This window comes from Nonomuraea sp. NPDC026600 (assembly GCF_040638335.1).
Taxonomy (GTDB): Bacteria; Actinomycetota; Actinomycetes; order Streptosporangiales; family Streptosporangiaceae; genus Nonomuraea.
The window spans coordinates 264270-286846 of record NZ_JBEZYD010000001.1 but is presented as its reverse complement, the minus strand read 5'-3'; the positions used below and the strand labels follow the sequence as shown (position 1 = coordinate 286846).

The following is a 22577-nucleotide window of genomic DNA, read 5'->3' as shown; positions in this document are numbered from 1 at the left end:
TCGGTCGTGGTCGATGAGGGCACCCCCCGAGCGAATGAGCAGGCGACCAACGCACAAAGGAGTTCCTCATGGCAGCCCCGCACGACGTTCCCTCGGCGGCCCGGTTGGTGGCGGCCGTCCGCGACTTCCTGGCCGACGACGTGCTGCCGGCGGTCGAGGGCCGGGTGCGGTTCCACACCCGCGTGGCGATCAACGTGCTCGGCATGGTCGAGCGGGAGATCGAGCTGGGCCCGGCCCAGGCGGAGGAGCATGAGCGGCGGCTGGCCGGGCTGGGGGTGGCCGACGACGCGGAGCTGGCGGCGGCGGTGCGTGAGGGCCGCCTCGACGACTCGGCTCTGGTCGAGGCGCTCAGGGCCGCCGTACGGGCCAAGCTGGAGGTGGCCAACCCCGGATATCTCGGCGACGGCTAGCGGAGTGAGTCGCCGGGCGAAGAACCCCGTCTAGGACGCCCGCTCGCGAGGCTCGCTCACGCGACCAGGCGCAGCCAGGCCGCCGCGAGTGCGGCGTGACCGGCCGGCGTCGGGTGTACGCCGTCCGCGGCCCAGTACTCCGGCCCGGTCGTCGCGGCGAGCCCGGCGAACATGCCGTCGGCGGCGAGCAGGTGCGCGCCGTACTTGCGGGCGAGCTCGCGCACGACCTGGATCTTCGGGTCCAGGTCGGCCCGCCACTCCTTCCGGACCTCTTCGCCGAGGTGCACATCGCCGACCTCGACGAGGCCGCTGATCGGCAGGAGGAACGTCTCGATGAGGATCAGGTCGGCGCCGGCCTCGGCGAGGGGCGCGAGCAGGCGGTCGTAGCCCGCCGCGTACTCCTCCGCGGTGATCACGTAGCCGTCCGGGTCGTAGGAGTGCCAGGCCACGTCGTTGCCGCCGACGAGGATCGACACCACGTCCGGGCGCGCGTCGAGCACGTCGGCCTGCCATCGGGCTTCGAGGTCCATCACCTTCTCGCCGGCGATGGCGGTGTTCAGCCAGGTCACGGGCCGGTTCGGGTGTCGGAGGCCCCACTCGCCCGCGACGCGCAGCGGGTAGCCGAACCCGAGACGGTCCTCGCTCTCCAGTCGTTGGCAGTCGGTGATCGAATCGCCGGTGAACATCACGGTGCTTCCCGGTCGGAGGTTGATGGTCATGTGCGCTCCTAGAACTCGGTTGTGGAAAGGAAGGTGTCGATCTTGGGCGGGGCTAGATTTCCGGACGACCGAACCACTGGCCGGCGGCCCGCTCGAAAGCCGCACGATCAGGGTCACGATCGCCGGCCCAGGCGACCACGCCGTCAGGCCGGACGAGCACGGCACCCGATCCGAGGTCGTTTCTCGCCGGCCCGGCCGCATACCGAACCCGGCTCTCCCAGCCCGTCGCCGAACCGTGGAGGCCTCGGCCGATGCTGAAATCGAGCGCGACGCCTCGTCCGTCCCGCATCAGGTCGCCGAGGCGAGTGCCGTCCTCAAGACGAAGGTCCGGGGCGTTCCGGCCGACCAGCGGCTGCTCGCTGCCGAGGTCGTAGCGGATCGACGATCCCGATACCTTCTCGAACACGTAGGTCGTTCCGTCACGGGTCCCGATCAGGTCGCGGATCACTGCCTGGACCGCCTGGGCATGCGGATCCGGCTTCATGGCCGCCGCCTGGGCGCGCGTCCAGTCGAGCACCCATGCGCCGATCGGATGGCGCTCGCGGGTGTAGGTGTCGACAAGGCCGTCCGGCGCGTCCCCACGTACGGTCGCCGCGAGCTTCCATCCCAGGTTCATGGCGTCGCCGATGCCGAGGTTGAGTCCCTGCGCCCCGAGGGGAGAGTGGATGTGCGCGGCGTCGCCCGCGAGCAGGACGCGCCCCTGCCGGTAGGTCGTCGGCTGCATCGCCCGATCGGTGAAGCTCGAGGCGAGATGGACGTCGCTCAGCGTCACGTCGGTGCCGGATACCCGGCGCAGAACCGCCTGGAGATGTTCGCGAGTCGGCCGCCGCGAGCGATCGAACGCGCCGCCGTCGAAGTCCAGCATGCCGATGTAGCCCTTCGCGGGCGTCCGGAGGTACATGCCGGTCGGCGTCAGATTGAACCCGGGGCGCAGCTTCTCGGGATCGGCGATGGTGGCGAGCACGACATAGCCGGTGAGCTGCGGCTCGGTGCCGGCGAAGTCGAAGCCCGCGAGCCCGCGCACCGCGCTGCGTCCGCCGTCGCAGCCGACGAGCCAGCGCGCCGCGTACTCGTGCTCGCCGGCTCGCGCGACCACGATCTCGTCGTGCTGCGCGATGGCGGAGACCGTGACGCCGCGCCTGACCTCCACGCCGAGCGTGAACGCCCGCTCGGACAGCACCGTCTCGACCGCTTCGAGGTTCGTCATCACGCCCTCCATCGCCGGGCTGGGCAGCCGGAACGGCAGGGCGGCGACGTCGACCTTGGCCGGATCGAGCATCATGCCGGCGAAGTGGCCCGCGCCACGAGGGCGGGCCGGCTCCTCCGCGCCGGGGTAGTCGTTGACGCCCGACGCCTTCAGCAGCGGGTGCAGCATCCCGCGGCGGTAGAACGCCTCGACCGACGCGGCGGACAGGCCCCGCATCCCGAGCGGGTCCGCCTTCCACGGGGAGCGCGGCTCCGGCTCCCGCTCGAGCACCAGGACGGAGCAGCCCGCTAGGCCAAGCTCACAGGCAAGGAACAGACCAACCGGGCCGGCGCCCACGATCACTACGTCATGCACAAGAACCCCCTTCAAAAGCTCGCCTCTTCAGGCATGCAAAGCCTGAACCGGGCCGCTCACACGGGGCACACACGGCACTCACAGGGGCACACATGGCGCTGACATTTCCGTCCTGCGACGCGTTCGAGCCCCCGGCAGGCTTCTCATGGCGGCGTGACGGGAGCGGAGGTAGCGTCCGTGACCTGCCGTGATTTGGGGACTCGAGGGTGCGTGCGCGAAGATCGGGAGATGGACGGGGATGCGCGGCTTCGCGTCACGCTGCTCGGCGCCTTCCAGGTGTCTCGCGGTGACACCGCTCTGCCCGTTCCGGGTGCGCGCTCGCAGGGTCTGGTCGTCCGCCTGGCGCTCGCCGGCGGGCGCGCGGTCGAGCCGAACGTCCTGGTCGACGCGATCTGGGCCGAGGACCCGCCGACCGGCCCCGCCCACGCCCTCCAGGCCCTCGTCTCGCGGCTGCGCAGGACCCTCGGCTCGGCCGGCGACGTCGCGCAGGTCGCGGGCGGCTACCGGCTGGCCGTGGACGCGGCCGACGTGGACGCGCTGCGGTTCGAGCGGCTCGCCGCCGCCGGCCGTGACCACCTGCGCGCCGGTGACCCGAATGCCGCGGCGGCCGTGCTCGGCGAGGCCGTGGCGCTGTGGGGCGACCGTCCCGGCGCCGAGCCCGCGGTCGTCGCCGCGGTGGCGCCCGCCGCCGCGACCCGGCTGGCCCACGCCTCGGTCGAGGCCGTCGCCGACCTCGCCGTCGCCGAGCTGTCCCTGGGCCGTGCCGACGCGGCCGCCGACCGCCTGACCGCCCTGCTCGCCGAGCACCCCGTCCACGAGCGGGCGGCCGCGCTGCTCATGGACGCGCTCGCCGCCCAGGGCCGCCAGGCCGAGGCCCTGGCCCTGTACGAGCGGGTCCGCGAAACCCTGGCCGACGTCCTCGGCACCGACCCGGGCACCGCCCTGCACGAGCGCCACCTGCGCCTGCTGCGCGCCGAGCGGCCCGCCGCCGACGTGGCGAAGCCCAGGCCGAGTAACCTGCCCGCGCCGTTGACCAGCTTCATCGGGCGCGATGACGACCTCGCCCGGATCGACACGCTGCTCGCCGCCGGGCGCCTGGTCACCGTGCTCGGTCCCGGCGGCGCCGGCAAGACGCGCCTGGCCGTCGAGGCCGCCCGCCGCCACCGCCACGACTACCGCGACGGCGCCTGGATGATCGACCTCGCCTCGGTCACCGAGCCGGCCAAGGTCGGTGCGGCCGTGCTCGCCGGGATCGGGCTGCGCGGCGGCGCGATGTTCGAGGCCCGGACGCGGGCCGAGGGCGACGAGCTGGACGTACTCGCCGACCGGCTCGGCGGCCGGGAGAGCCTGCTGCTGGTCGACAACTGCGAGCACCTGATCGACGCCGTGGCCCACCTGGTCGCGGCACTGCTGCCCCGCTGCTCCGGGCTGCGCGTGCTCGCCACCAGCCGCGAACCCCTCGCGGTCGACGGCGAGGCGCTGGTGCCACTCGGCCCGCTCGCGCTGCCCGGGCCGGACGACGGCGTCGAGCAGGCCCGGCGGGCGGCGTCGGTACGCCTGTTCACCGAGCGGGCCGCAGCCGTACGCCCCGGCTTCGATGTGGACGAGACGACGCTGCCCGAGGTCCGGCGGGTGGTCCGCGGCCTGGACGGGATGCCGCTGGCGCTGGAGCTGGCCGCAGCCCGGCTGCGGACGCTGTCGCTGCCCGAGCTGGCCGACGGGCTGTCCGACCGGTTCCGGCTGCTCACCACCGGCAGCCGCACCGCGCTGCCCCGGCACCGCACGCTGCGCGCGGTCATCGCCTGGAGCTGGGAGCTGCTGAGCGAGCACGAACGTACGGTCGCCGAACGCGTCTCGATCCTGCCCGGCGGCGTCACGCCGGCCTCGGCCACCGCGCTGTGCGCCGGCACCGCGGTGCCGGCCGCCGAGCTCCCCGAGCTGCTCGCGGGCCTGGTCGACCGGTCGCTGCTGCAGCTCGCGCCCGACCCGGGCCGCTACCGCATGCTGGAGACGCTACGCGAGTACGGCACCGGTCGCCTGGCCGAGGCGGGCGACCTCGGCACCGTCCGCGACCTGGCCGCCGGCTACTTCGCCGAGCTGATGGCCCGGCACGACCCGCTGCTGCGTGGACCCGGCCAGCTGGCGGCCATGCGAGTCATCAGCGCCGAGTACGACAACACGCTGGCCGCCCTGCGCCGGCGGTGCGACACCGGCGACGCCCCCGGCGCGGTCGCTCTCGCCCTGAACCTGACCTGGTACTGGCACATGTTCGGCCGGGACCCCGACGCGGCCTACTGGCTGGGCGAGGCACTGGCGGTGCCCGGCGGCGAGCCGACGCCCGACCGCGACCACGCCCACGCGATCTACCTGATCAACCGGGTCGACACCCGGCCAGGGATGACCGCCGAGGAGACCGCGGACGACCAGACGCGGCTACGCGAGCTGGCCGGCCGGCTGCTGGCGAACCCGCGGCTCCCGGGCCCGTACGGCGCGCTCATCGCGCTCACGCTCGCGTTCCTGCGGGAGGAGGAGACCGCGCTCGCGATCTTCGAGCACCTGGCCGCCGGCGACGACGTGTGGCTGTCCGGGCTGGCCCGCATGTTCCGGGCCCAGGTCGCCGAGAACGCCGGCGAGCTCGACAAGATGCGCACCGACGTTGAGGCGGCCCTGGCCTGCTTCCGGCAGGCCGGCGACCGCTGGGGCCAGGCCACCGCGCTGCCGATGCGCGCCCAGCAGCGGCAGTACGACGACGACCTCGACGGCGCGCTGGCCGACCTGCGCGAGGCCCGGTCGCTGGCCGGCGAGTTCGGCTCGCTCAGCCTCAGCGACGAGGTGTTCAGCGACCTGCGCTGGATCGACCTGCACCTGCGGCGCGGCGACACCGACTCGGCGATCGCGATGATCGACTCGGCCCAGGAGCGGGCGCTGCGCACCAACTCGCCGGAGATGCCGGCCCTGGTCGACGCGTGGGAGGCCGCCTTCCGGGTGCGGCTCGGCGACCTGGACCGGGCGCGGGCACTGCTCGACGACGCCGAACGAGCTCTGCGCGGCCACACCACGTTCCCCGGTCACCACGCGCGGGCGCTGGCCGGCAACGTGCGGGCCGCGCTCTGCCTGGAGCTGGGCGACCTGGCCGGCGCGGAGAAGATGATGGAGAAGGCGTACGCGGCGGCGCTGGAGACCCGGGACCTGCCCATCCTGTCGATGGGGGCGGTGACCGTGGCCGCGCTCGCCCAGGCGCACGGGCGGCATCACGAGTCGGCCGTCCTGCTCGGCGCCGCCTCCCGGCTGCGCGGCACTCACGACCGCACCGATCAGCAGGTTCGCGAGCTCACCCGCCGAGGGCGGGCCGCGCTGGGCGAGGAAGCCTTCGCCGCGGCGTACGGGAAGGGCTGGGAGCTGGACGGGAAGACGGCCGTGACCGAAGTCGACCCGGCCCGGCTGCGCCGGGCACCCTCATCCACCACGTAGGCGCCTGACCGGCCCTGGCCGGTTCCCGGTGGGGAATCGGCCAGAGCCGGCCTGGAAGGCGGTCAGTGCGTGGCCGCCAGGTCCACGTCCTTGACCTTGGGGTCGCCCTCGTCGGCGAAGTAGTCCTCCCGAGACGTCGCGTCCTCTCCGTCGGCCACCTTCAGCGCCCGGAACAGCAGCGTGCCGAGCACCGCCCCGATCAGGTTGACGGCCAGCGCCACGAAGCCCGCGTAGATCGTCATCTTGGTGTCTAGGCCGAGGTTCGACAGCCCGAACGCCGACCCGCCGAAGTGGGCCTTGCCGGTCGCCGGGTTCGGGACCATGTACAGCATCCAGATGCCCGCGCTCATGCCCAGCGCCCAGCCCGCGATCAGGCCGCCCTTGTGGAACCAGCGTGTGTAGAGGCCCAGCCCCACGGACGGCAGCGTCTGCAGGATGATCACGCCGCCGATGAGCTGCAGGTCGATGGAGAACTGCGGGTCGAGCAGCAGGATGCAGAGCACCGCCCCCACCTTGACCACCAGGGACACCAGCTTGGAGACCTTGGCCTCCTGCGCGTCCGTCGCGTCCTTGCGCAGGTACTCGCGGTAGATGTTGCGGGTGAACAGGTTCGCCGCCGCGATCGACATGATGGCCGCGGGGACGAGCGCGCCGATGCCGATGGCCGCGTAGGCCACGCCCGCGAACCAGTCGGGGAACATCTGGTCGAACAGCGCCGGGATGATCGTGTTGTTGTCCACCTTGCCGTTGGCGCCCACGACCCCCTTGGTGCCCGCCGCGATCGCCATGAAGCCGAGCAGCGCGATCAGGCCGAGCAGGAAGCTGTAGGCGGGCAGCGCCGCCATGTTCCGCTTGATGACGCCGCGGTTCTTCGAGGCCAGCACGCCGGTGAGACTGTGCGGGTAGAGGAACAGCGCGAGCGCCGAGCCGAACGCCAGCGTCACGTACTGGAGCTGGTTGTTGGCGTTGAGCGTGATGCCGTCGCCGGGCGCGGGGGTCGCGTCGAACTTGGCCTTGGCCGCGTCGAAGATCGACCCCCAGCCGCCCAGCTTGGCCGGGATGTAGATGACCGCCGCCAGGATGACGATGTAGATCAGCGTGTCCTTGACGAACGCGATCAGCGCCGGCGCCCGCAGCCCCGACTGGTAGGTGTAGGCCGCCAGGATGGCGAAGGCGATGATGATCGGCAGGTGCCCGGTGACGCCCATCGTCTTCAGCACCGCCTCGATGCCGACGAGCTGCAGCGCGATGTACGGCATGGTCGCCACCAGACCGGTGATCGCGATGATCAGCGCCAGCGTCGGCGACCCGAACCGGGCCCGGACGAAGTCGGCCGGAGTGACGAACCCGTGCACGTGCGACACCGACCACATCCGGGCCAGCACCAGGAAGACCAGCGGATAGACCACCACCGTGTACGGCAGGGCGTAGAAGCCCAGCGCCCCGGCCCCGAACACCAGCGCGGGCACGGCCACGAACGTGTAGGCCGTGTAGAGGTCGCCGCCCACCAGGAACCAGGTGATCCAGGAGCCGAAGTTCCGGCCGCCCAGCCCCCACTCGTGCAGGCTCTCGATGTTCTCGGGCCGCCGCCATTTGGCCGCCACGAACCCCATGACGCTCACCGTGAGGAACAGCAGCGCGAAGACGACCAGCTCGGTCACGTTGGCGTTCACTTGGTCATCCTGTAGACGATCGTGGTGCAGCCGACGCCGACGAGGATGAAGGCGATCTGCAGCCAGTAGAACAGCGGGAAGCCGAACAGCCGGGGCTCGTCGGCGTTGAACAGGAAGGTCATCAGCGGCAGCGCGATGGGCAGGACCAGCAGCCAGTTCCACGGGCTGCGGTCACTGCGTGCCTGCCCGGGTTCCCGGGTTGTCATCGACCCCTCCGAAACATGAGTCAGGGGCCGGCTCACGGTCTGAACCGGCCCCTGACTTATCGTCAATGAGGGGAGATTAGCTTTTCTTGGGGATTAATCCCAATGTCGGCGGTGTTACGGTTTGGCCTAAATGCGGAGAGTCACGTCGAACCGGACAGGTCGAGGTCCTTGACGCGCGGGTCGCCCTCGTCGGCCGTGTAGTGCTCGGGCGCCGTGCCGTCGGGGCCGTCGGCGACCTTGAGCGCGCGGAACAGCAGCGTGCCGAGCACCGCCACGATCAGGTTGACGGCCAGCGCCAGGAAGCCCGCGTAGATCGTCATCTTGGTGTCCAGGCCCAGCTTGGCCAGCGGGAACGCCGACCCGCCGAAGTGCTCGTGTTTGATGACCGGGTTGGCGACGTTGTAGAGCATGAGGATGCCGGCGCCCATCCCGGCGACCCAGCCCGCGATCAGCCCGCTCTTGTGGAACCAGCGGGTGAACAGGCCGATGGCGACCGACGGCAGCGTCTGCAGGATGATCACGCCGCCGATGAGCTGCAGGTCGATGGAGAACTGCGGGTCGATGAGCAGGATGAACAGCACCGCGCCGATCTTCACCACCAGCGAGGTGACCTTGCTGACCCCGGCCTCCTGGGCGTCGGTCGGGTTCCGGTTGATGTACTCGCGGTAGATGTTGCGGGTGAACAGGTTCGCCGCCGCGATCGACATGATGGCCGCCGGGACGAGCGCGCCGATGCCGACGGCCGCGAACGCGATGCCCGCGAACCAGTCGGGGAACATCTGGTCGAACAGCTGCGGCACGACGGTGTTGACGTCGGTGCCGATCGGCTTGATGCCCGCCGAGATGGCCATGTAGCCGAGCAGCGCGATGAGCGCCAGCAGCAGGCTGTAGGCGGGCAGCGCGGACATGTTCCGCTTGATCACGTCGCGGTTGCGCGAGGCGAGCACGCCGGTGACGCTGTGCGGGTAGAGGAACAGCGCCAGCGCCGAGCCCAGGGCCAGCGTGACGTACTGGAGCTGGTTGTTGGAGTTGAGCAGGATCCCGTCGTTGGGCGCCGGGGTGGCCTGGAACTTGGCCGCGGCGTCGCCGAAGATCTGGCTCCAGCCGCCCAGCCTGGCCGGGATGTAGATGATCGCGACGAGGATGACCAGATAGATGAGGACGTCCTTGACGAACGCGATGAGCGCGGGCGCCCGCAGCCCCGACTGGTAGGTGTAGGCGGCCAGGATCACGAACGCGATGATCAGCGGCAGGTCGCTGAGGAACCCGCTGCCGGCCACGCCCATCGTCTTCAGCACGGCCTCGATGCCGACGAGCTGCAGCGCGATGTACGGCATGGTCGCCACGATGCCGGTGATGGCCACCAGCAGCGCCAGCGTCGGCGAGCCGAACCGCACCCGCACGAAGTCGGCCGGCGTGACCAGGCTGTGCACGTGCGACACCGACCACAACCGGATCATGACGAGGAACACGATCGGATACGTGATCACCGTGTACGGCACCGCGAAGAACCCGGCGGCACCCGCGCCGAACAGCAGCGCGGGCACGGCCACGAACGTGTAGGCGGTGTAGAGATCGCCGCCGATGAGGAACCAGGTGATCCACGGCCCGAAGTTGCGGCCGCCCAGCCCCCATTCGTTGAGGCTGGCCAGGTCGGCCGGCCGGCGCCACCGGGCGGCGACGAAGCCCATGCCGCTGACCACCAGGAACAGCGCGGCGAAGACGATGATCTCGGTAAGGTGCTCGCTCACCGCTGCCTCCTGCGCTTGGTCATCTGGTACACCAGCGTGGTCGTGCCCACGCCGAGCGCGATGAAGGCGATCTGCAGCCAGTAGAACAGCGGGAAGCCCAGCAGCCGGGGCTCGTCGGAGTTGAACAGGAACGGCATCAGGGGGATGGCGATGGGCACGAGCAGCAGCCAGTTCCAGGGGCTGCGGTCACTCTTGTCATCGGGCAAGGCGGTCTCCTAGGGAGATGCGGCTCTTGCCCTCGCAGACTAGTGACGTGAATATTTCGGTCAGGTCACTGATCGACGAGTGGTCGGCTCCTCGCGACGAACGGTCACTTCGTCGGCGATATCCCGGCTGCCGTAGCCCTCGGGCGCCGGCACCTCGACGATCGGGTCGGGCCGGTCGTCGAACTCCAGCCGCAGCGCCCTGGCCATCGTGGCGTGCATCTCGTACAGGCAGGTCACGTAGGTGAGCTCCAGGATCTGCTCATCCGGCAGGTGCGCGCGCAGCACCGCGAACACCTCGTCGTGCACCCGCCCGCCGTCGAGCACGAGCCCGTCGGTGTAGGCGAGCACGGCCCGCTCCAGCTCGCCGAACACGTCGCTGACCTGCCAGTGCGCGACCCCCCGCACCTTCTCCTCGGGTACGCCGAGCGCCCGGAGCTGCTTGCAGTGCTGGGAGAAGACGAACTGGCTCTGCCGCGCCCACCCGGCCCTGGTCTGGCCGAGCTCACGCAGCACCGGGTCCAGCGCGGAGTCCCGGTAGAGCTGGAAGCCCTTGACGCAGTGCCGGAAGATCTTCGGGTCGAGCGCGAACACCGTCCACCAGTCGCCGGGCGAGCCCGTCGCCGTGCCCGCCCGCTCCGGCGAGAACAGCCGGTCGTGGAAGAAGACCACCAGCGGGTCGGTCATCTCCTCGCGGGGCACCGGCCGCAGGCGCGGCATCAGACGGTCCGCTCGGCGGCGGTCCTCGGCTCGTGCCGCACGTCGCCGGGCTGCCCGACCGGCCGGGTCCAGGCGGCGAACTCGACCAGCACTCCGTCGGGGTCCTTGAAGTAGATCGACCGGACGAACACGCCGTCGTGCATCTTCGGCGCCACGCCGAACTCGCTGTCGTCGTGGTTGAGCAGCACGCCGACGTCGATGCCCTTGGCGACCAGCCGTTCGCGGTACTCCTCGATCCGCTCGGGCGGCACGTCGAAGGCGATGTGGTTCATCGACCCGACGGCCGACAGCAGCTCGCCCCGGTCGGGCAGGTTGCGCGGCGCCGACACGCCGGGCACGCCCTCGGGCGCGTCGGGGAACCAGAAGAAGGCCAGCGCGTTGCCGCCGCCGCAGTCGAAGAAGAAGTGCTGCCCCCAGCCCATCGGCAGCTCGATCGTCTTGATCAGCGGCATGCCGAGCACGCCGGAGTAGAAGTCGACGGTCTGCTTCATGTCCGAGCAGACCAGTGCGATGTGGTTGACCCCGCGCAGCTCGAATTCGCTGTTCATAGTAACTCTTTACTTATCACAGGGCTCCCGCGAAAAACATGACATGAGATGTCCTCTTTCCGGGCGAGCATGGCTCCATGATTGCTCTGGTGGCGGGCGCGACCCGCGGAACGGGACGAGGAATAGCGATCCAGCTGGGCGCGGTCGGCGCGACCGTGTACTGCACCGGCAGATCGACGCGTGAGGGCCGCTCGGAGCTGAACCGGTCCGAGACCATCGAGGAGACGGCCGAGCTGGTCACGCGGGCCGGCGGCACCGGCATCGCGGTGCGGGTGGACCACCTGGATCCGGCCCAGGTCAAGGCGCTGGCCGAGCGGATCGACCGCGAGCAGGGGCGGCTCGACGTGCTGGTCAACGACGTGTGGGGCGGCGAGCCGCTGTACGAGTGGGACACGCCGGTGTGGAAGCACGACCTGGACAACGGGCTGCGCCTGCTCAGGCTGGCGATCGACACCCACCTCATCACCAGCCACCACCTGCTGCCGCTGCTGATCCGCAACCCGGGCGGCCTGGTGGTCGAGGTGACCGACGGGACCACGGACTACAACGACACCCACTACCGGGTCTCGCCGTACTACGACCTGGCCAAGGTGTCGGTGAACCGGCTCGCCTTCAGCCAGGCGCACGACCTCGAGCCGCACGACGGTACGGCGGTGGCGCTCACGCCGGGGTTCCTGCGGTCGGAGGCCATGCTGGAGCTGTTCGGCGTCACCGAGGAGACCTGGCGCGAGGCCGAGCCCGACCCCGCCTGGGCGGTGTCGGAGACACCGGCCTACGCCGGTCGCGCGGTCGCCGCCCTGGCCACCGATCCCGACAAGCGGCGCTGGTCCGGCAAGTCGGTCTCCAGCGGAGAGCTGGCCCAGGTGTACGGGTTCACGGACGTGGACGGCAGCAGGCCGGACGTGTGGCGCTTCATCACGGAGGTGCGGGAGGCCGGAAAGGAGGCCGACCCGGAGGATTACCGATAACGACCCGGAGGACTACCAGTAGAGGGCCGCCGCTACCGGTAGAGGGCCGCGAGCCGGGCCGCCGCTTCGGCCACCAGGGCGCGCAGCTCCGGTGGCCCGAGCACCTCCGCCTCCGGCCCGAACCGCAGCACCTGCCCGTAGGCCACCTTCACCGACTCCACCTCCAGCCGGATCGTCCCGTCGGGCTGGAGCGAGGCCAGCGCGTCGGGCAGGGCGGCCGGGTCGGCGATGTGGCGCAGCATGCGCACCCCCGCCTCGCTCAGCCGCAGCGTGACCGTCTGGCGCAGCAGCGACCGGCTGAACGCCGCGGACTGCCCCGCCCAGAAGGCCGCCAGGTCGAAGCCCGGGTCGCGCTCGAAGACCCGGGCGAGCACGCCGATCTCCCCGAACCGGTCCACCCGGAAGATCAGGAACCGCTCGCCGCTCCTCGCCGCCAGATACCAGGCACCCGCCTTGAGCACGAGCCCGTACGGCTCCAGCGTCCGCTCCGCGTCCTTGTAGACGGCCGTCACCGCGAGGTCCTGCCAGACAGCCCTGGCCAGCGGGGCGAGCGCGGCCGGCGGCGGGGAGTCGCCGGCGAACCAGCCGGGCGCGTCCAGGTGGAAGCGCTGCGCGGCGGTCGACGGCGCGTCGCGCACGCCGGGGGACAGCGCCGCGGCGGCCTTCAGCCGGGCCGTCGCGGCCACCTCCTGCAGCCCCATCTCCCGCAGCGCCGCCGGCACCCCCGACAGGAACAACGCCTCCGCCTCGGCCCGGTCGAGCCCGGTCAGCCGGGTACGGTAGCCGTCCAGCAGCCGGTAGCCGCCGCCGCGCCCCCGGTCGGCGTAGACCGGCACCCCCGACTCCGACAGCGCCAGCACGTCACGGTGGATGGTCCGCTCCGAGACCTCCAGCTCCTTGGCCAGCTCCGCGGCCGTCATCCCGCCGCGCCCCTGCAACAGCAGGAGCAGCGACATCAATCGCGCGGCGCGCATGGCAGGACGGGCAGCAGCATGGCCGAGGGGTGCTCGGGGGAGTGGAACACCTCGACGTCGGCGGGCACCATCTCCCCGCCGAGCCCGATCGGCCGGCCGGTGCCCGGATTACGGTCGATCGTCGGGTACGCCCCAGCGGCCACGTGCACCCGGATCCGGTGGTCGCGCGCGAACCGGTGCCCGACCGGCCACAGGTCCACCAGCACCCGCCGTATGTCCCTTTCCTTAATGTCCCTCTCCTGAATGTCCCCCGCCAGCTCGGGACCCAGCCGCCGCACTCCCTCGCACACGTTGAGCGAGCGGCCGTCCGGATGCACGTCGCAGACGCGCACGACCACGTCCACGTACGGCGTGCTCGACCTGACGAACAGCTCGGCGCCGACCGGCCCGATCAGCTCCACGTCCGACTCCAGCGCGGGGGAGCTGTAGACCAGCACGTCGCGCCGCGCCTCTAACCGCCGCTGGTCGCGCGGCCTGGAGTCGGCCAGCAGCACCGGCCCGCCGATCACCGGCGTCGGATGGTCCGGGTGGTAACGGAACCGGTCGGGCTCATCCTCCTGCGGCGGTTCGGTCCCGAGCCCGAAGCCGCGCCGCAGGTGCCACCGCTCCTGCCGCACCCCGGGCACCGGCCAGTCGGCGTAGTCGCGCCACTCCTCGGCCCCCGTCACGTACAACCGCACCGGCTCGGCCCGCAGCCCGGACCGGTCGCCCAGCAGGTGCGCGCGGAACCAGGCCAGCGCGTCGGCCATGGAGGGCCGCCCGTGCCGGGCGTCCACGTGGTACCAGGGCCCGATCGTCAGGTACGGCCGGCGCCCCGCCGCCCGCATCGCCTGATAGTCCTTGAGCTGCCACGGCAGGAACACGTCGTACCAGCCGCCCAGCATGGTGACGGCCGCCTCCACCTCGCCGACCTTCGGGGAGAAGTCACGCTTGTCCCAGTACGGCACCGCCGGGTCGGCGTGATGCGCCAGCAGGTCCTGGAAGAACGGCAGCGGCCGCCCCGCGGTCACCAGATCCAGCTCGGCCACCGGCCGCCCGGACAAGACGGCCCTGCGGGTGAGCCGGGGCGCCGTCAGCATCGCCGTACCACCGAAGCGGCGCGACATGGCGTCGGTCAGCGTGGTCCAGCTCAGCGCCGACTCCAGCGCGAACGCCCCGCCCACGTAGGCGGCGTCCCTGAACTGCGAGGCGGTGATCTGCGTGGCCATGGCCTTCAGCTCCGGCCCGGCGTCGGCCGCGATGGCCCACTGGGTGTAGCCGAGATAGGAGGGGCCGAACATCGCGAACGATCCGCCGTACCAGGGCTGCTCACGCATCCAGGCGACGGTGGCCAGGCCGTCGTCGTGCTCGTCGCCGAGGGGGTCGAGCGTCCCGCCCGAGCCGAAACCGCCCCGGCAGCTCTGGATCACCACCTGGAAGCCGCGCCTGGCGAAGCCCCGGCCGTACACCCAGGCGAACACGCCCCGCCTGCCGTACGGCGAGCGGATCAGGATCACCGGCGCCCGGTCCGGCCTGACCGGCGCGTAGTGGTCGGCCAGCAGGGTCACTCCGTCGGGCATCGGAACGGGAAGGTCACGCCGGACCCGCACTCGTCGCATTACCTACCAGTAACAGATGCCCCCGGGGCGCGGTACCCCGGGGGCACCCCAGGGGTCAGTCGAAGTGCTGATAGGACGGCCAGGCGACGCTCCACGGCTGCTTGAGCTCCCGGCACAGGAAGATGCCCATGCCCTGCAGCTCGTTGTCGACGCCGACGCCGTTGTCGACGCGGTCCTTCTGCTCGCAGCTCTTGTACTGGAAGTCCCTGCCGCGGGGGCCGATGTTCACCATCACCGCCACGGTGGCGCTCTCGGGCGGCGGGCCGTACGCGTGGAGCTGGTTATGGCCGCTGTAGACGCGCGGGATCCCGGCGCGCACGAGCGCGCCGTGCTCGCCGTAGCTGCCGGTCATGACGATGGCCCGCGCCTGGTCCTCCGGCGGCAGCGACCCCAGCACGTTCTTGACCTTGGCCGCGAACTCCGGCCAGCCGATGGACTCGCGCACCACCTCGTCGATCGCCGGCACCGGCGTGGCGCCCACCTTGTCGACCGGGATCAGCGGCAGCGCGATCACGGCCGACACCAGGCCGTTCAGCACGAGGAACCCGCGGGCCAGCCGGACCTTGCCCAGCCCCGCCGCCTCCACGCTCACGCAGCCCGCCGTGAACAGCAGCAGGATCAGGCCCGCGGTGTAGTCGAAGCGCCCGCCGCTGATCAGCGTCGCCGCCGCCGCGGCGGGATAGGCGACGGCCAGCGCCCGCACCCGCCGGTCGCGCCACAGACGCAGCCAGCCGAACGCGCCGATAATGGTCACGACCGGCCCGAACAGCGTGAGCTGCATGGGCACGAACAGCGCCCGCAACTCGCCGCCCCGATCGCCGCTCAGCGCCGCCGCCATCTTGAGCTGCGGCCAGTCGTGCGTGGCCTGATAGAGCAGGTTCGGTACGGCCAGCGCCACCGCGATCAGCGCGCCACCCCACAGCCACGGGCTGGCCAGCACCCGGCGCGGCCCCACGGTCACCAGCCCGACCGCCAGCCCCAGCACCAGCATGACGATCAGGTGCTTGTTGTAGGTCGCCAGCCCGACGATCACACCGACGGCCGGCCACCACCGTGGCTGCTCGCGCATGAGTGCCTTGGTCATGAACAGGATGGCCGCCGCCCAGAACGGCAGGTCGAAGCTGAGCGTCAGCAACGTGTGCCCGGCGATGAGAGTGTAGGCACCGGTCGCCGCGCCGAGCGCGGCCAGGATCTGCGCGACCCCCCGGCCACCCAGCTCGCGGGTGATCAGCGCGGTCAGCACGACGAGAATCGCCGCGGCCAGCGCGGGCAGCACTCTGATCCCGAAGAGCGTGTCGCCGAACACGGCGATCGACAGCTTGGCCGCCATCGGCGCCAGCGCCGGCTGGTCGACGTAACCCCAGGCCGGATGCTCGGACAGCACGCGGAAGTACAGTTCATCGCGGTGATATCCATAACGGCCGCTGAGGAGCAGCAGAACCGCGAACAGCAAGATCGAGATCAGCGTGACCGAGCGCCACGCTAGTAACGGGGGGCGTTCCATGATTGCTAAAGTTAGCCGCTCGTCAGGACTCCCGTCAGGGCAAGCGCACCCCTATTTGCCGGGCATTTCCCTCAGATGGGACCCGCCCGGCGCGGGCGCGTTGCGTGATCATCGCGCGCCGGTTACCCTTGCCACATGCGAATCTCGTTGCAGCTTCAGTGGTGGCGCCGCTCCTAGGCGGCGCGTGATTCGCATTCCTCAACGGACGGCCGCCCCGGAAGGCGGCCTTTCTCGTGTCCGCCCCCGGGGCATCAGTGTTTGAACCATCGGTTTTCGACAAGGGGCAGCAGTGGAGACGAGCGGATATACCACCGCCGGGGGCATCGGCGTCGAGCGTGAGGTACGCCAGGTGCCGGAGGAAGCGCTCGAAGAGATCGTGACGGCACTCAGCGAGAGGCGCGGCGGCGCCTTCTCCTCCGGGATGGACTACCCGGGTCGCTACAGCCGATGGGCCTTCGGCTACGTCGACCCCTGCCTGGAGCTGGTCGCCAAGGGCCGCCGGATCTCCGCCAGGGCGCTCAACGCGCGCGGCCGGGTCGTGCTGCCCGCCGTGGTCTCCTGCCTGCTGGCCGCGGGCAAGCCCGTCGAGGAGCCGACCGCCGACTTCGTCGAGGTGTACGTGCCCGAGTCGGCCGACCTGCTCACGGAGGAGATGCGCAGCCGCCGGCCCACGGTGTTCACCGCGATCCGCGAGGTCATCGCCGCCTTCCGGGGCGACGATCCGCACCTGGGCCTCTACGGCTCCTTCGGCTACGACCTGGCCTTCCAGTTCGAGCCGATCCGGCAGGAGCTCGTCCGCCCAGACGACCAGCGTGACCTGGTGCTGCACCTGCCCGACCGGCTGGTGGTGATCGACCGCCAGCGCGAGACCAGCGTCGAATACCGCTACGAGTTCACCGTCGACGGCGCCACCACCCGCGGCCTGGAGCGCACCGGCGCGTCCGTGCCCATCGTCGAGCCCGCCGAGGTGCCCGCCGACCCGAAGCGGGGCACATACGCCAAGGTCGTGGCCGCCGCCAAGGAGAAGTTCAAGCGCGGCGACCTGTTCGAGGTCGTGCCCGGCCAGGTCTTCCACGCCACCTGCACCGATCCGTCGGCGTTCTTCCGGGGCCTGCGCCACAGCAACCCGGCCCCGTACGAGTTCATCATCAGCCTCGGTGAGGGTGAGCATCTCGTCGGCGCCTCGCCCGAGATGTACGTCCGGGTGAGCGGTGACCGCGTCGAGACCTGCCCCATCTCCGGCACGATCGCGCGCGGCAGCAACCCGATCGAGGACGCCGAGGCCATCCGCACCCTCCTGACGAGCGTCAAGGAGGAGTCGGAGCTGACCATGTGCACCGACGTCGACCGCAACGACAAGTCGCGCATCTGCGTGCCCGGCTCCGTCCGGGTCATCGGCCGCCGCCAGATCGAGCTCTACTCCCGCCTGATCCACACCGTCGACCACATCGAGGGCCGGTTGCGCCCCGAGTTCGACGCCCTCGACGCCTTCCTCACCCACATGTGGGCCGTCACGGTCACCGGCGCGCCCAAGACCTGGGCCATGCAGTTCATCGAGGACCACGAGGCCACCACCCGCAGGTGGTACGGCGGCGCCATCGGCTTCATCGGCTTCGACGGCTCCATGAACACCGGCCTGACCCTGCGCACCGCCCAGATCAAGAACGGCCTGGCGACCGTCAGGGCCGGCGCCACCCTGCTGTTCGACTCCGACCCCGAAGCCGAGGAGCGCGAGACCGAGCTGAAGGCCAGCGCCCTGCTCGGCGCCCTGGCCGCGGTCAACGAGCCGCACGCCCAGCCGGTCACGCACACCCGCGAGCAGCCGGGCCAGGGCATGAAGGTGCTGCTCGTCGACCACGAGGACTCCTTCGTCAACACCCTCGCCGACTACTTCCGCCAGGAGGGCGCCGACGTGGTCACGCTGCGCCACGGCTTCCCGGCGGCCATGCTCGACGACCTGGCGCCCGACCTCGTCGTCCTGTCGCCGGGGCCCGGCTGGCCCTCCGACTTCGGCATGTCGGCGCTGATCGACCAGATCTACGCCCGCGACCTGCCGGTCTTCGGCGTCTGCCTCGGCCTGCAGGCGATGGTCGAGCACGCGGGCGGCTCGCTGGAGCTGCTCGACTACCCCGAGCACGGCAAGCGCGGCCAGGTCACCCGGCTGGGTGGCGGCGACGCGCTGCTCGACGGCCTGCCCGAGGAGTTCGTCGCGGCCCGCTACCACTCCCTGCACGCCAAGCGGGCGGGCGTGGTCGGCTTCACCCCGACCGCGGTCACGCCGGACGGCAACGTCATGGCGATCGAGGACACCGAGCGGCGCCGCTTCGCCGTGCAGTTCCACCCGGAGTCGATCCTCACCGCCGAGGGCGGCGCGGGCGCGAAGGTCATCGCCAACGTCCTGCGTCTCACCCGCAGGTGAGCCCGCCTGCCAAAGGTGAGGATCCAGCGCGTCTTTCCGGTAGGTAAAACGTCCACGGGGGCGTGCGGAGACCACTTAGAGTCTCCGCATGCTCCCCGTAGATCTGCCCGATACGGTGCGTGACGCCCTCCTGGCCCCCCTCGTCGACCACCACTGCCACGGGGTGCGCCGCGACGACCTGTCCAGAGCCCAGTTCGAGCTGCTGATCAACGAGGGCGGCTGCCCGGCGCCGCCCGGCACCACCCACTTCGACGCGCCGATCGGCGCGGCCATCCGCCGCTGGTGCGCGCCCGTGCTCGGCCTGGAACCGCACACCGCCCCCGCCCTTTATCTGGCCCGCCGGGCCGAGCTCGGCGCCGACGAGGTCAACCGGCTGCTGCTGCGGGCCGCCGGGGTCGGGGCGTTCCTGGTCGACACCGGCATGGAGGGCGCCGAACTGCTGACGGCCGCCGAGCTGGCCCGTCACGGCGACGCGGCCGCGAACGAGGTCATCAGCATCGAGCAGATCGAGCACGACGTGGCGGAGATGGCCCAGCTCGCCCTCGACTACATGGACAGCCTGGCCGAGGAGCTCACCGCCAGGGCCGCCAGAGCGGTCGGGATGGCGACGGTCATCGGCTACCGGTGCGGCCTCGACTTCGACCCGTCCAGGCCCAGCAGGGGCGCGGTCATCGCGGCGGCCAACCGCCGGCTGTCCGACCCCAAGGAGCCGCTGACCGACCCGATCCTGCTGCGCTACCTGCTGTGGACCGCCGTCGACGTGGCCAGGGATCGCGGCCTGCCGGTGCAGGTCCTCGCCGGCTTCGGCGACCCCGGCCATGGGTTCCACCCCGGCCCGTATCGCACCGACCCGGCGCGGATGACCACGTTCGTCAAGGCGCTGCAGCCGATCGGCGTGCCGGTGGTGCTGCTGCACTGCTACCCGTTCCACCGCCAGGCCGCCTATCTGGCCAGTGTCTTCCCGCACGTCTACGTCGACGTCGGCCTCGCGCTGACGCACAGCGCCGCCGGGTCCGCGCGGATCATGGACGAGCTGCTGGAGCTGGTGCCGTTCCACAAGCAGCTCTTCGGCTCCGACTGCCGCGGCGTGGCCGAGACCGGCCATCTGGGCGCCCTCTACTTCCGCCGGGCCCTGGCCGCCACGCTCAAGTCGCGGCTCGACGCGGGGGAGTGGAGCGTCGCCGACGCCGCCCGGGTGGCCCACATGATCGGCTCCGGCAATGCCCGCCGGGTCTACCGGCTCTGAATTCCTCCTTGGGGAGGAGGTGCGATTCATCCAGAAGTCGTGATAATTGCCGCACGATGAGTGCGATCGAGATTCGAAACCTTTGCAAGGCATTCGGACCGGTACGCGCGGTCGACGGGGTGTCGTTCACAGTGGAGCCGGCGACGATCACCGGCTACCTCGGCCCGAACGGGGCGGGCAAGACCACCACCCTGCGCAGCCTGCTCGGGCTGTGCACCGCCGATTCCGGCACGGCGCTGGTCAACGGCCGGCGCTACGTCGAGCTGCCACATCCCCTCAGCGAGGTGGGCGCGGTGCTCGAAGCCACCAACTTCCATCCGGGCCGTACGGCCCTCAACCATCTCCGGGTGCTCTGCACGGCGGCCCGGCTGCCCCGCGAGCGCGCCGCGGAGGCGCTGGAACAGGTCGGCCTCGCCGACGTGGCCGACAAGCGGGTGCTGACCTTCTCGCTCGGCATGCGGCAGCGGCTGGCGCTGGCCACCGCGCTGATCGGCCATCCCAAGGTGCTCATCCTCGACGAGCCCGCCAACGGGCTCGACCCGGCGGGCATCCAATGGTTACGCGGCTTCCTGCGCTACCTGTCCCACGAGCAGGGCGCCGCCGTCCTGGTCTCCAGCCACGTGCTGGCCGAGGTCGAGCAGATCGTCGACAACGTGGTGATCATCGCCAAAGGCCGGCTGGTCCGGCAGGGCAGCCTGGCCGAGCTCGTCTCCAACGGCGACGCGGCCGTCAGGGTACGCACCACCCGCGCCGACGAGCTCGTCCCGGCCCTCGAACGCGCCGGAGCGACGGTCGAGCGGCATGACGGGTTCCTGCGCGTGAGCGGCCTCGAGGCCGAGAGCATCGGCCAGATCGCGCTCGACGCGAAGGTCGTGCTGAGCGAGGTCGCCCAGGAGCGCTCCGACCTGCAGCAGGTCTTCCTGGAGCTGACCGGGGAGGAGCAGGGCCGATGACGCTGATCAAGGGCGAGCTGCTCAAGCTCCGCACCACCAGGCTCTGGTGGGTGATGCTGGCCGTCACGATCGCCTACGTGCTCCTGCAGCTCGGTCTCACGATCGGGTTCGCGGGCCAGAGCGGCGGGCCGAACGGCCAGCCCATCTTCCCCGGCAGGGACACCGTGCCCTTCCAGGAGCTGATGTGGGGGCTCGGGGCGAGCGGCGCGCTGTTCCCGATGATCCTCGGGGTCGTCATGATGACCGCCGAATACCGCTACCAGACCATCACCACCACCTTCCTCACCACGCCGAGGCGCGAGCGCGTGGTCATGGCCAAGCTCGGTGCGGGGGTGGTCGTCGGGCTGGCCTTCGGGCTGGTCGTGCTGGCGCTGACCGCCGTCGCGGTGGCCGTGTCCGTCCCGTTGTCCCACGGTGAGCTGGTCTTGTCCGCGAAGATCCTGCGCATCGCCGCGGGCGTGCTGGCCGTGCTGGTGCTCTACACGCTGTTCGGCGTCGGGCTGGGCGCGCTGATCAAGAACCAGCTCGGCGCGATCGTCGCCGCGGTGGTGTGGGTGTTCATCATCGAGGCGCTGGTCAACGCGATCCCCGCGTTGCGGCCCGTCGGCAAGTGGACGCCGGCCGGCGCGGGCGGCGCGGTGACCAACAGCGGCGTCGACCTCGGGCTCGGCACCGACTATCTGCTGCCGGCCTGGGCCGGCGCCGTGGTGCTGCTCGGCTACGCGGTGCTCTTCTCGGTCGTCGCCTCGGCCACGACGATCCGGCGGGACATCACCTAGCCGCAACCTGTGGAGCCGGTCCGGTCCGGGCCGGCCTGTTCTCTCGGGCGGCCGTCCTGCATGCAGGCGCCGAGCTTGGCCCCGACGCTCTGCATGGCGTCGGCCAGCGCGGCGACCTGCTCGGGCGTGAGGTGGTCGAACAGCACCTCACGCAGGGCCCGCGCGTGCTCCGGGGCGATCGCGGCGACGACCGCCCGCCCCTCGTCGGTGATCTCGGCGACACTGGCCCGGCCGTCGTTCTCGGCGGGCCGCAGCCGTACGTAGCCGCGCTCGACGAGCTTGCTGACCCGGTGACTGAGACGGCTGATCGAGACGTTGCCCAGGGTGGCCAGGTCACTGAGCCGCAACGGCCCAGTGGACAGCATGTTGAGCAGGCCGTACTCGATGTGGACCAGGCCGTATGTGCGGAACGTACGCTCCACCTGCGGAATGCCGACGAGCATCACCGCGAGCAGGCCCTGCCAGGCCCGCTGCTCGTCATGGTCGAGCCCCTCGACCAACGGACCCCCAGTGTCAGAATCGGCCGACCGCGACGATGACCGCCATCGCCAGCAGTACCAGGTTAACGGCGAAGTTCTCCTTGCGCCTCCGGTGGACCTCGGCGGCGGCGATCATGGTGATGCCGAGGCCGACCGCCGCCAGGGGCGTGAGGATCGGGGCGATGCCGGTGGCCCAGGGCAGTACCAGGCCGAGCGCGCCGAGCAACTCCACCGCGCCGATGGCCCTGATCTGCTGCTGGCTGAAGTCCTCGACGTACGGCATGCGAGCCTTGAACTTGTCCTTGGGCTGGGTGAGCTTCATGACGCCCGAGCCGAGGAAGGCGACGGCGAGCAGGCCCTGGAGAATCCAGAGGACGACATCCATAAGTTGTCCC

20 protein-coding genes are annotated in these 22577 nt (G+C 71.1%); 7 read left to right on the top strand and 13 right to left on the bottom strand.

Features of this window, described 5'->3' with window-relative positions; translation table 11 throughout:
• Window positions 1-68 precede the first annotated feature (68 nt).
• On the top strand, window positions 69-410 hold the full coding sequence (locus AB0F17_RS01365) for a DUF6285 domain-containing protein (protein ID WP_358014298.1): 342 nt from the start codon (window positions 69-71) through the stop codon (window positions 408-410).
• A 56-nt stretch (window positions 411-466) separates the two neighbouring features.
• On the opposite strand, the gene AB0F17_RS01360 is transcribed toward AB0F17_RS01365, so the two are convergent.
• Both AB0F17_RS01360 and AB0F17_RS01355 read right to left on the bottom strand, forming a co-directional pair.
• The gene (locus tag AB0F17_RS01360) at window positions 467-1129 is read right to left on the bottom strand and encodes a GDSL-type esterase/lipase family protein (RefSeq protein ID WP_358014295.1); all 663 of its coding nucleotides are present in this window, start codon (window positions 1127-1129) and stop codon (window positions 467-469) included.
• Window positions 1130-1181: 52 nt separating this feature from the next.
• On the bottom strand, window positions 1182-2690 hold the full coding sequence (locus tag AB0F17_RS01355; RefSeq protein ID WP_358014292.1) for an FAD-dependent monooxygenase: 1509 nt from the start codon (window positions 2688-2690) through the stop codon (window positions 1182-1184).
• Between the two features lie 228 nt (window positions 2691-2918).
• Here AB0F17_RS01355 and AB0F17_RS01350 point away from each other — a divergent pair, with 228 nt between their 5' ends.
• The gene (locus tag AB0F17_RS01350) at window positions 2919-6161 is read left to right on the top strand and encodes a BTAD domain-containing putative transcriptional regulator (protein WP_358014289.1); all 3243 of its coding nucleotides are present in this window, start codon (window positions 2919-2921) and stop codon (window positions 6159-6161) included.
• Window positions 6162-6223: 62 nt separating this feature from the next.
• Here the strand turns inward: AB0F17_RS01350 and mctP (AB0F17_RS01345) are convergent, their stop codons facing one another.
• The 6 genes from mctP (AB0F17_RS01345) to AB0F17_RS01320 form a co-directional block, all read right to left on the bottom strand.
• Complete coding sequence (gene mctP, locus AB0F17_RS01345; protein WP_358014286.1) at window positions 6224-7834, bottom strand: monocarboxylate uptake permease MctP; 1611 nt, start codon at window positions 7832-7834, stop codon at window positions 6224-6226.
• Entirely contained in the window at window positions 7831-8040 is a 210-nt protein-coding gene (locus tag AB0F17_RS01340) for a DUF3311 domain-containing protein (protein WP_214634394.1), read from the bottom strand. The genes mctP (AB0F17_RS01345) and AB0F17_RS01340 overlap by 4 nt, the downstream gene beginning before the upstream one ends.
• Before the next feature lie 140 nt (window positions 8041-8180).
• Entirely contained in the window at window positions 8181-9791 is a 1611-nt protein-coding gene (gene mctP / locus AB0F17_RS01335) for a monocarboxylate uptake permease MctP (protein WP_358014282.1), read from the bottom strand.
• Entirely contained in the window at window positions 9788-9997 is a 210-nt protein-coding gene (locus AB0F17_RS01330; RefSeq protein WP_358014279.1) for a DUF3311 domain-containing protein, read from the bottom strand. Before AB0F17_RS01330 ends, mctP (AB0F17_RS01335) begins: the two co-directional genes overlap by 4 nt.
• A gap of 60 nt (window positions 9998-10057) precedes the next feature.
• Window positions 10058-10714, bottom strand: a complete 657-nt coding sequence (locus tag AB0F17_RS01325; protein ID WP_358014276.1) for a carboxymuconolactone decarboxylase family protein — start codon at window positions 10712-10714, stop codon at window positions 10058-10060.
• Window positions 10714-11262 (bottom strand): VOC family protein, encoded by a 549-nt coding sequence (locus AB0F17_RS01320; RefSeq protein WP_358014274.1) that lies wholly within the window; start codon window positions 11260-11262, stop codon window positions 10714-10716. Before AB0F17_RS01320 ends, AB0F17_RS01325 begins: the two co-directional genes overlap by 1 nt.
• 77 nt (window positions 11263-11339) lie before the next feature.
• Here AB0F17_RS01320 and AB0F17_RS01315 point away from each other — a divergent pair, with 77 nt between their 5' ends.
• Entirely contained in the window at window positions 11340-12230 is an 891-nt protein-coding gene (locus AB0F17_RS01315) for an SDR family oxidoreductase (protein ID WP_358014271.1), read from the top strand.
• 32 nt (window positions 12231-12262) lie between these two features.
• On the opposite strand, the gene AB0F17_RS01310 is transcribed toward AB0F17_RS01315, so the two are convergent.
• The 3 genes from AB0F17_RS01310 to AB0F17_RS01300 all read right to left on the bottom strand — a co-directional run bounded on the left by AB0F17_RS01310 (window position 12263) and on the right by AB0F17_RS01300 (window position 16306).
• Entirely contained in the window at window positions 12263-13204 is a 942-nt protein-coding gene (locus AB0F17_RS01310) for a WYL domain-containing protein (RefSeq protein ID WP_358014268.1), read from the bottom strand.
• A complete protein-coding gene (locus AB0F17_RS01305) occupies window positions 13186-14763 on the bottom strand; it encodes a CocE/NonD family hydrolase (RefSeq protein WP_358014265.1) in 1578 nt (525 codons plus the stop codon). The genes AB0F17_RS01310 and AB0F17_RS01305 overlap by 19 nt, the downstream gene beginning before the upstream one ends.
• A 94-nt stretch (window positions 14764-14857) precedes the next feature.
• Window positions 14858-16306 (bottom strand): glycosyltransferase family 39 protein, encoded by a 1449-nt coding sequence (locus AB0F17_RS01300; RefSeq protein WP_358014262.1) that lies wholly within the window; start codon window positions 16304-16306, stop codon window positions 14858-14860.
• Window positions 16307-16595: 289 nt separating this feature from the next.
• Between AB0F17_RS01300 and AB0F17_RS01295 the strand changes: the two genes are divergently transcribed.
• From AB0F17_RS01295 to AB0F17_RS01280, 4 genes are all read left to right on the top strand, one after another.
• Window positions 16596-18725, top strand: coding sequence for an anthranilate synthase component I (locus tag AB0F17_RS01295; protein WP_358014259.1), 2130 nt, complete (start codon window positions 16596-16598; stop codon window positions 18723-18725).
• Between the two features lie 88 nt (window positions 18726-18813).
• The gene (locus AB0F17_RS01290; RefSeq protein WP_358014256.1) at window positions 18814-19971 is read left to right on the top strand and encodes an amidohydrolase family protein; all 1158 of its coding nucleotides are present in this window, start codon (window positions 18814-18816) and stop codon (window positions 19969-19971) included.
• 119 nt (window positions 19972-20090) lie between these two features.
• Complete coding sequence (locus AB0F17_RS01285; protein ID WP_358014253.1) at window positions 20091-20924, top strand: ATP-binding cassette domain-containing protein; 834 nt, start codon at window positions 20091-20093, stop codon at window positions 20922-20924.
• Complete coding sequence (locus AB0F17_RS01280) at window positions 20921-21703, top strand: ABC transporter permease (RefSeq protein ID WP_358014251.1); 783 nt, start codon at window positions 20921-20923, stop codon at window positions 21701-21703. The genes AB0F17_RS01285 and AB0F17_RS01280 overlap by 4 nt, the downstream gene beginning before the upstream one ends.
• Here the strand turns inward: AB0F17_RS01280 and AB0F17_RS01275 are convergent.
• Window positions 21700-22203: a MarR family transcriptional regulator gene (locus AB0F17_RS01275; protein ID WP_358014248.1), complete on the bottom strand. Its 504-nt coding sequence runs from the start codon at window positions 22201-22203 to the stop codon at window positions 21700-21702. The genes AB0F17_RS01280 and AB0F17_RS01275 overlap by 4 nt on opposite strands.
• Before the next feature lie 13 nt (window positions 22204-22216).
• Window positions 22217-22567: a DoxX family protein gene (locus AB0F17_RS01270; protein ID WP_358014245.1), complete on the bottom strand. Its 351-nt coding sequence runs from the start codon at window positions 22565-22567 to the stop codon at window positions 22217-22219.
• Window positions 22568-22577: the final 10 nt, after the last annotated feature.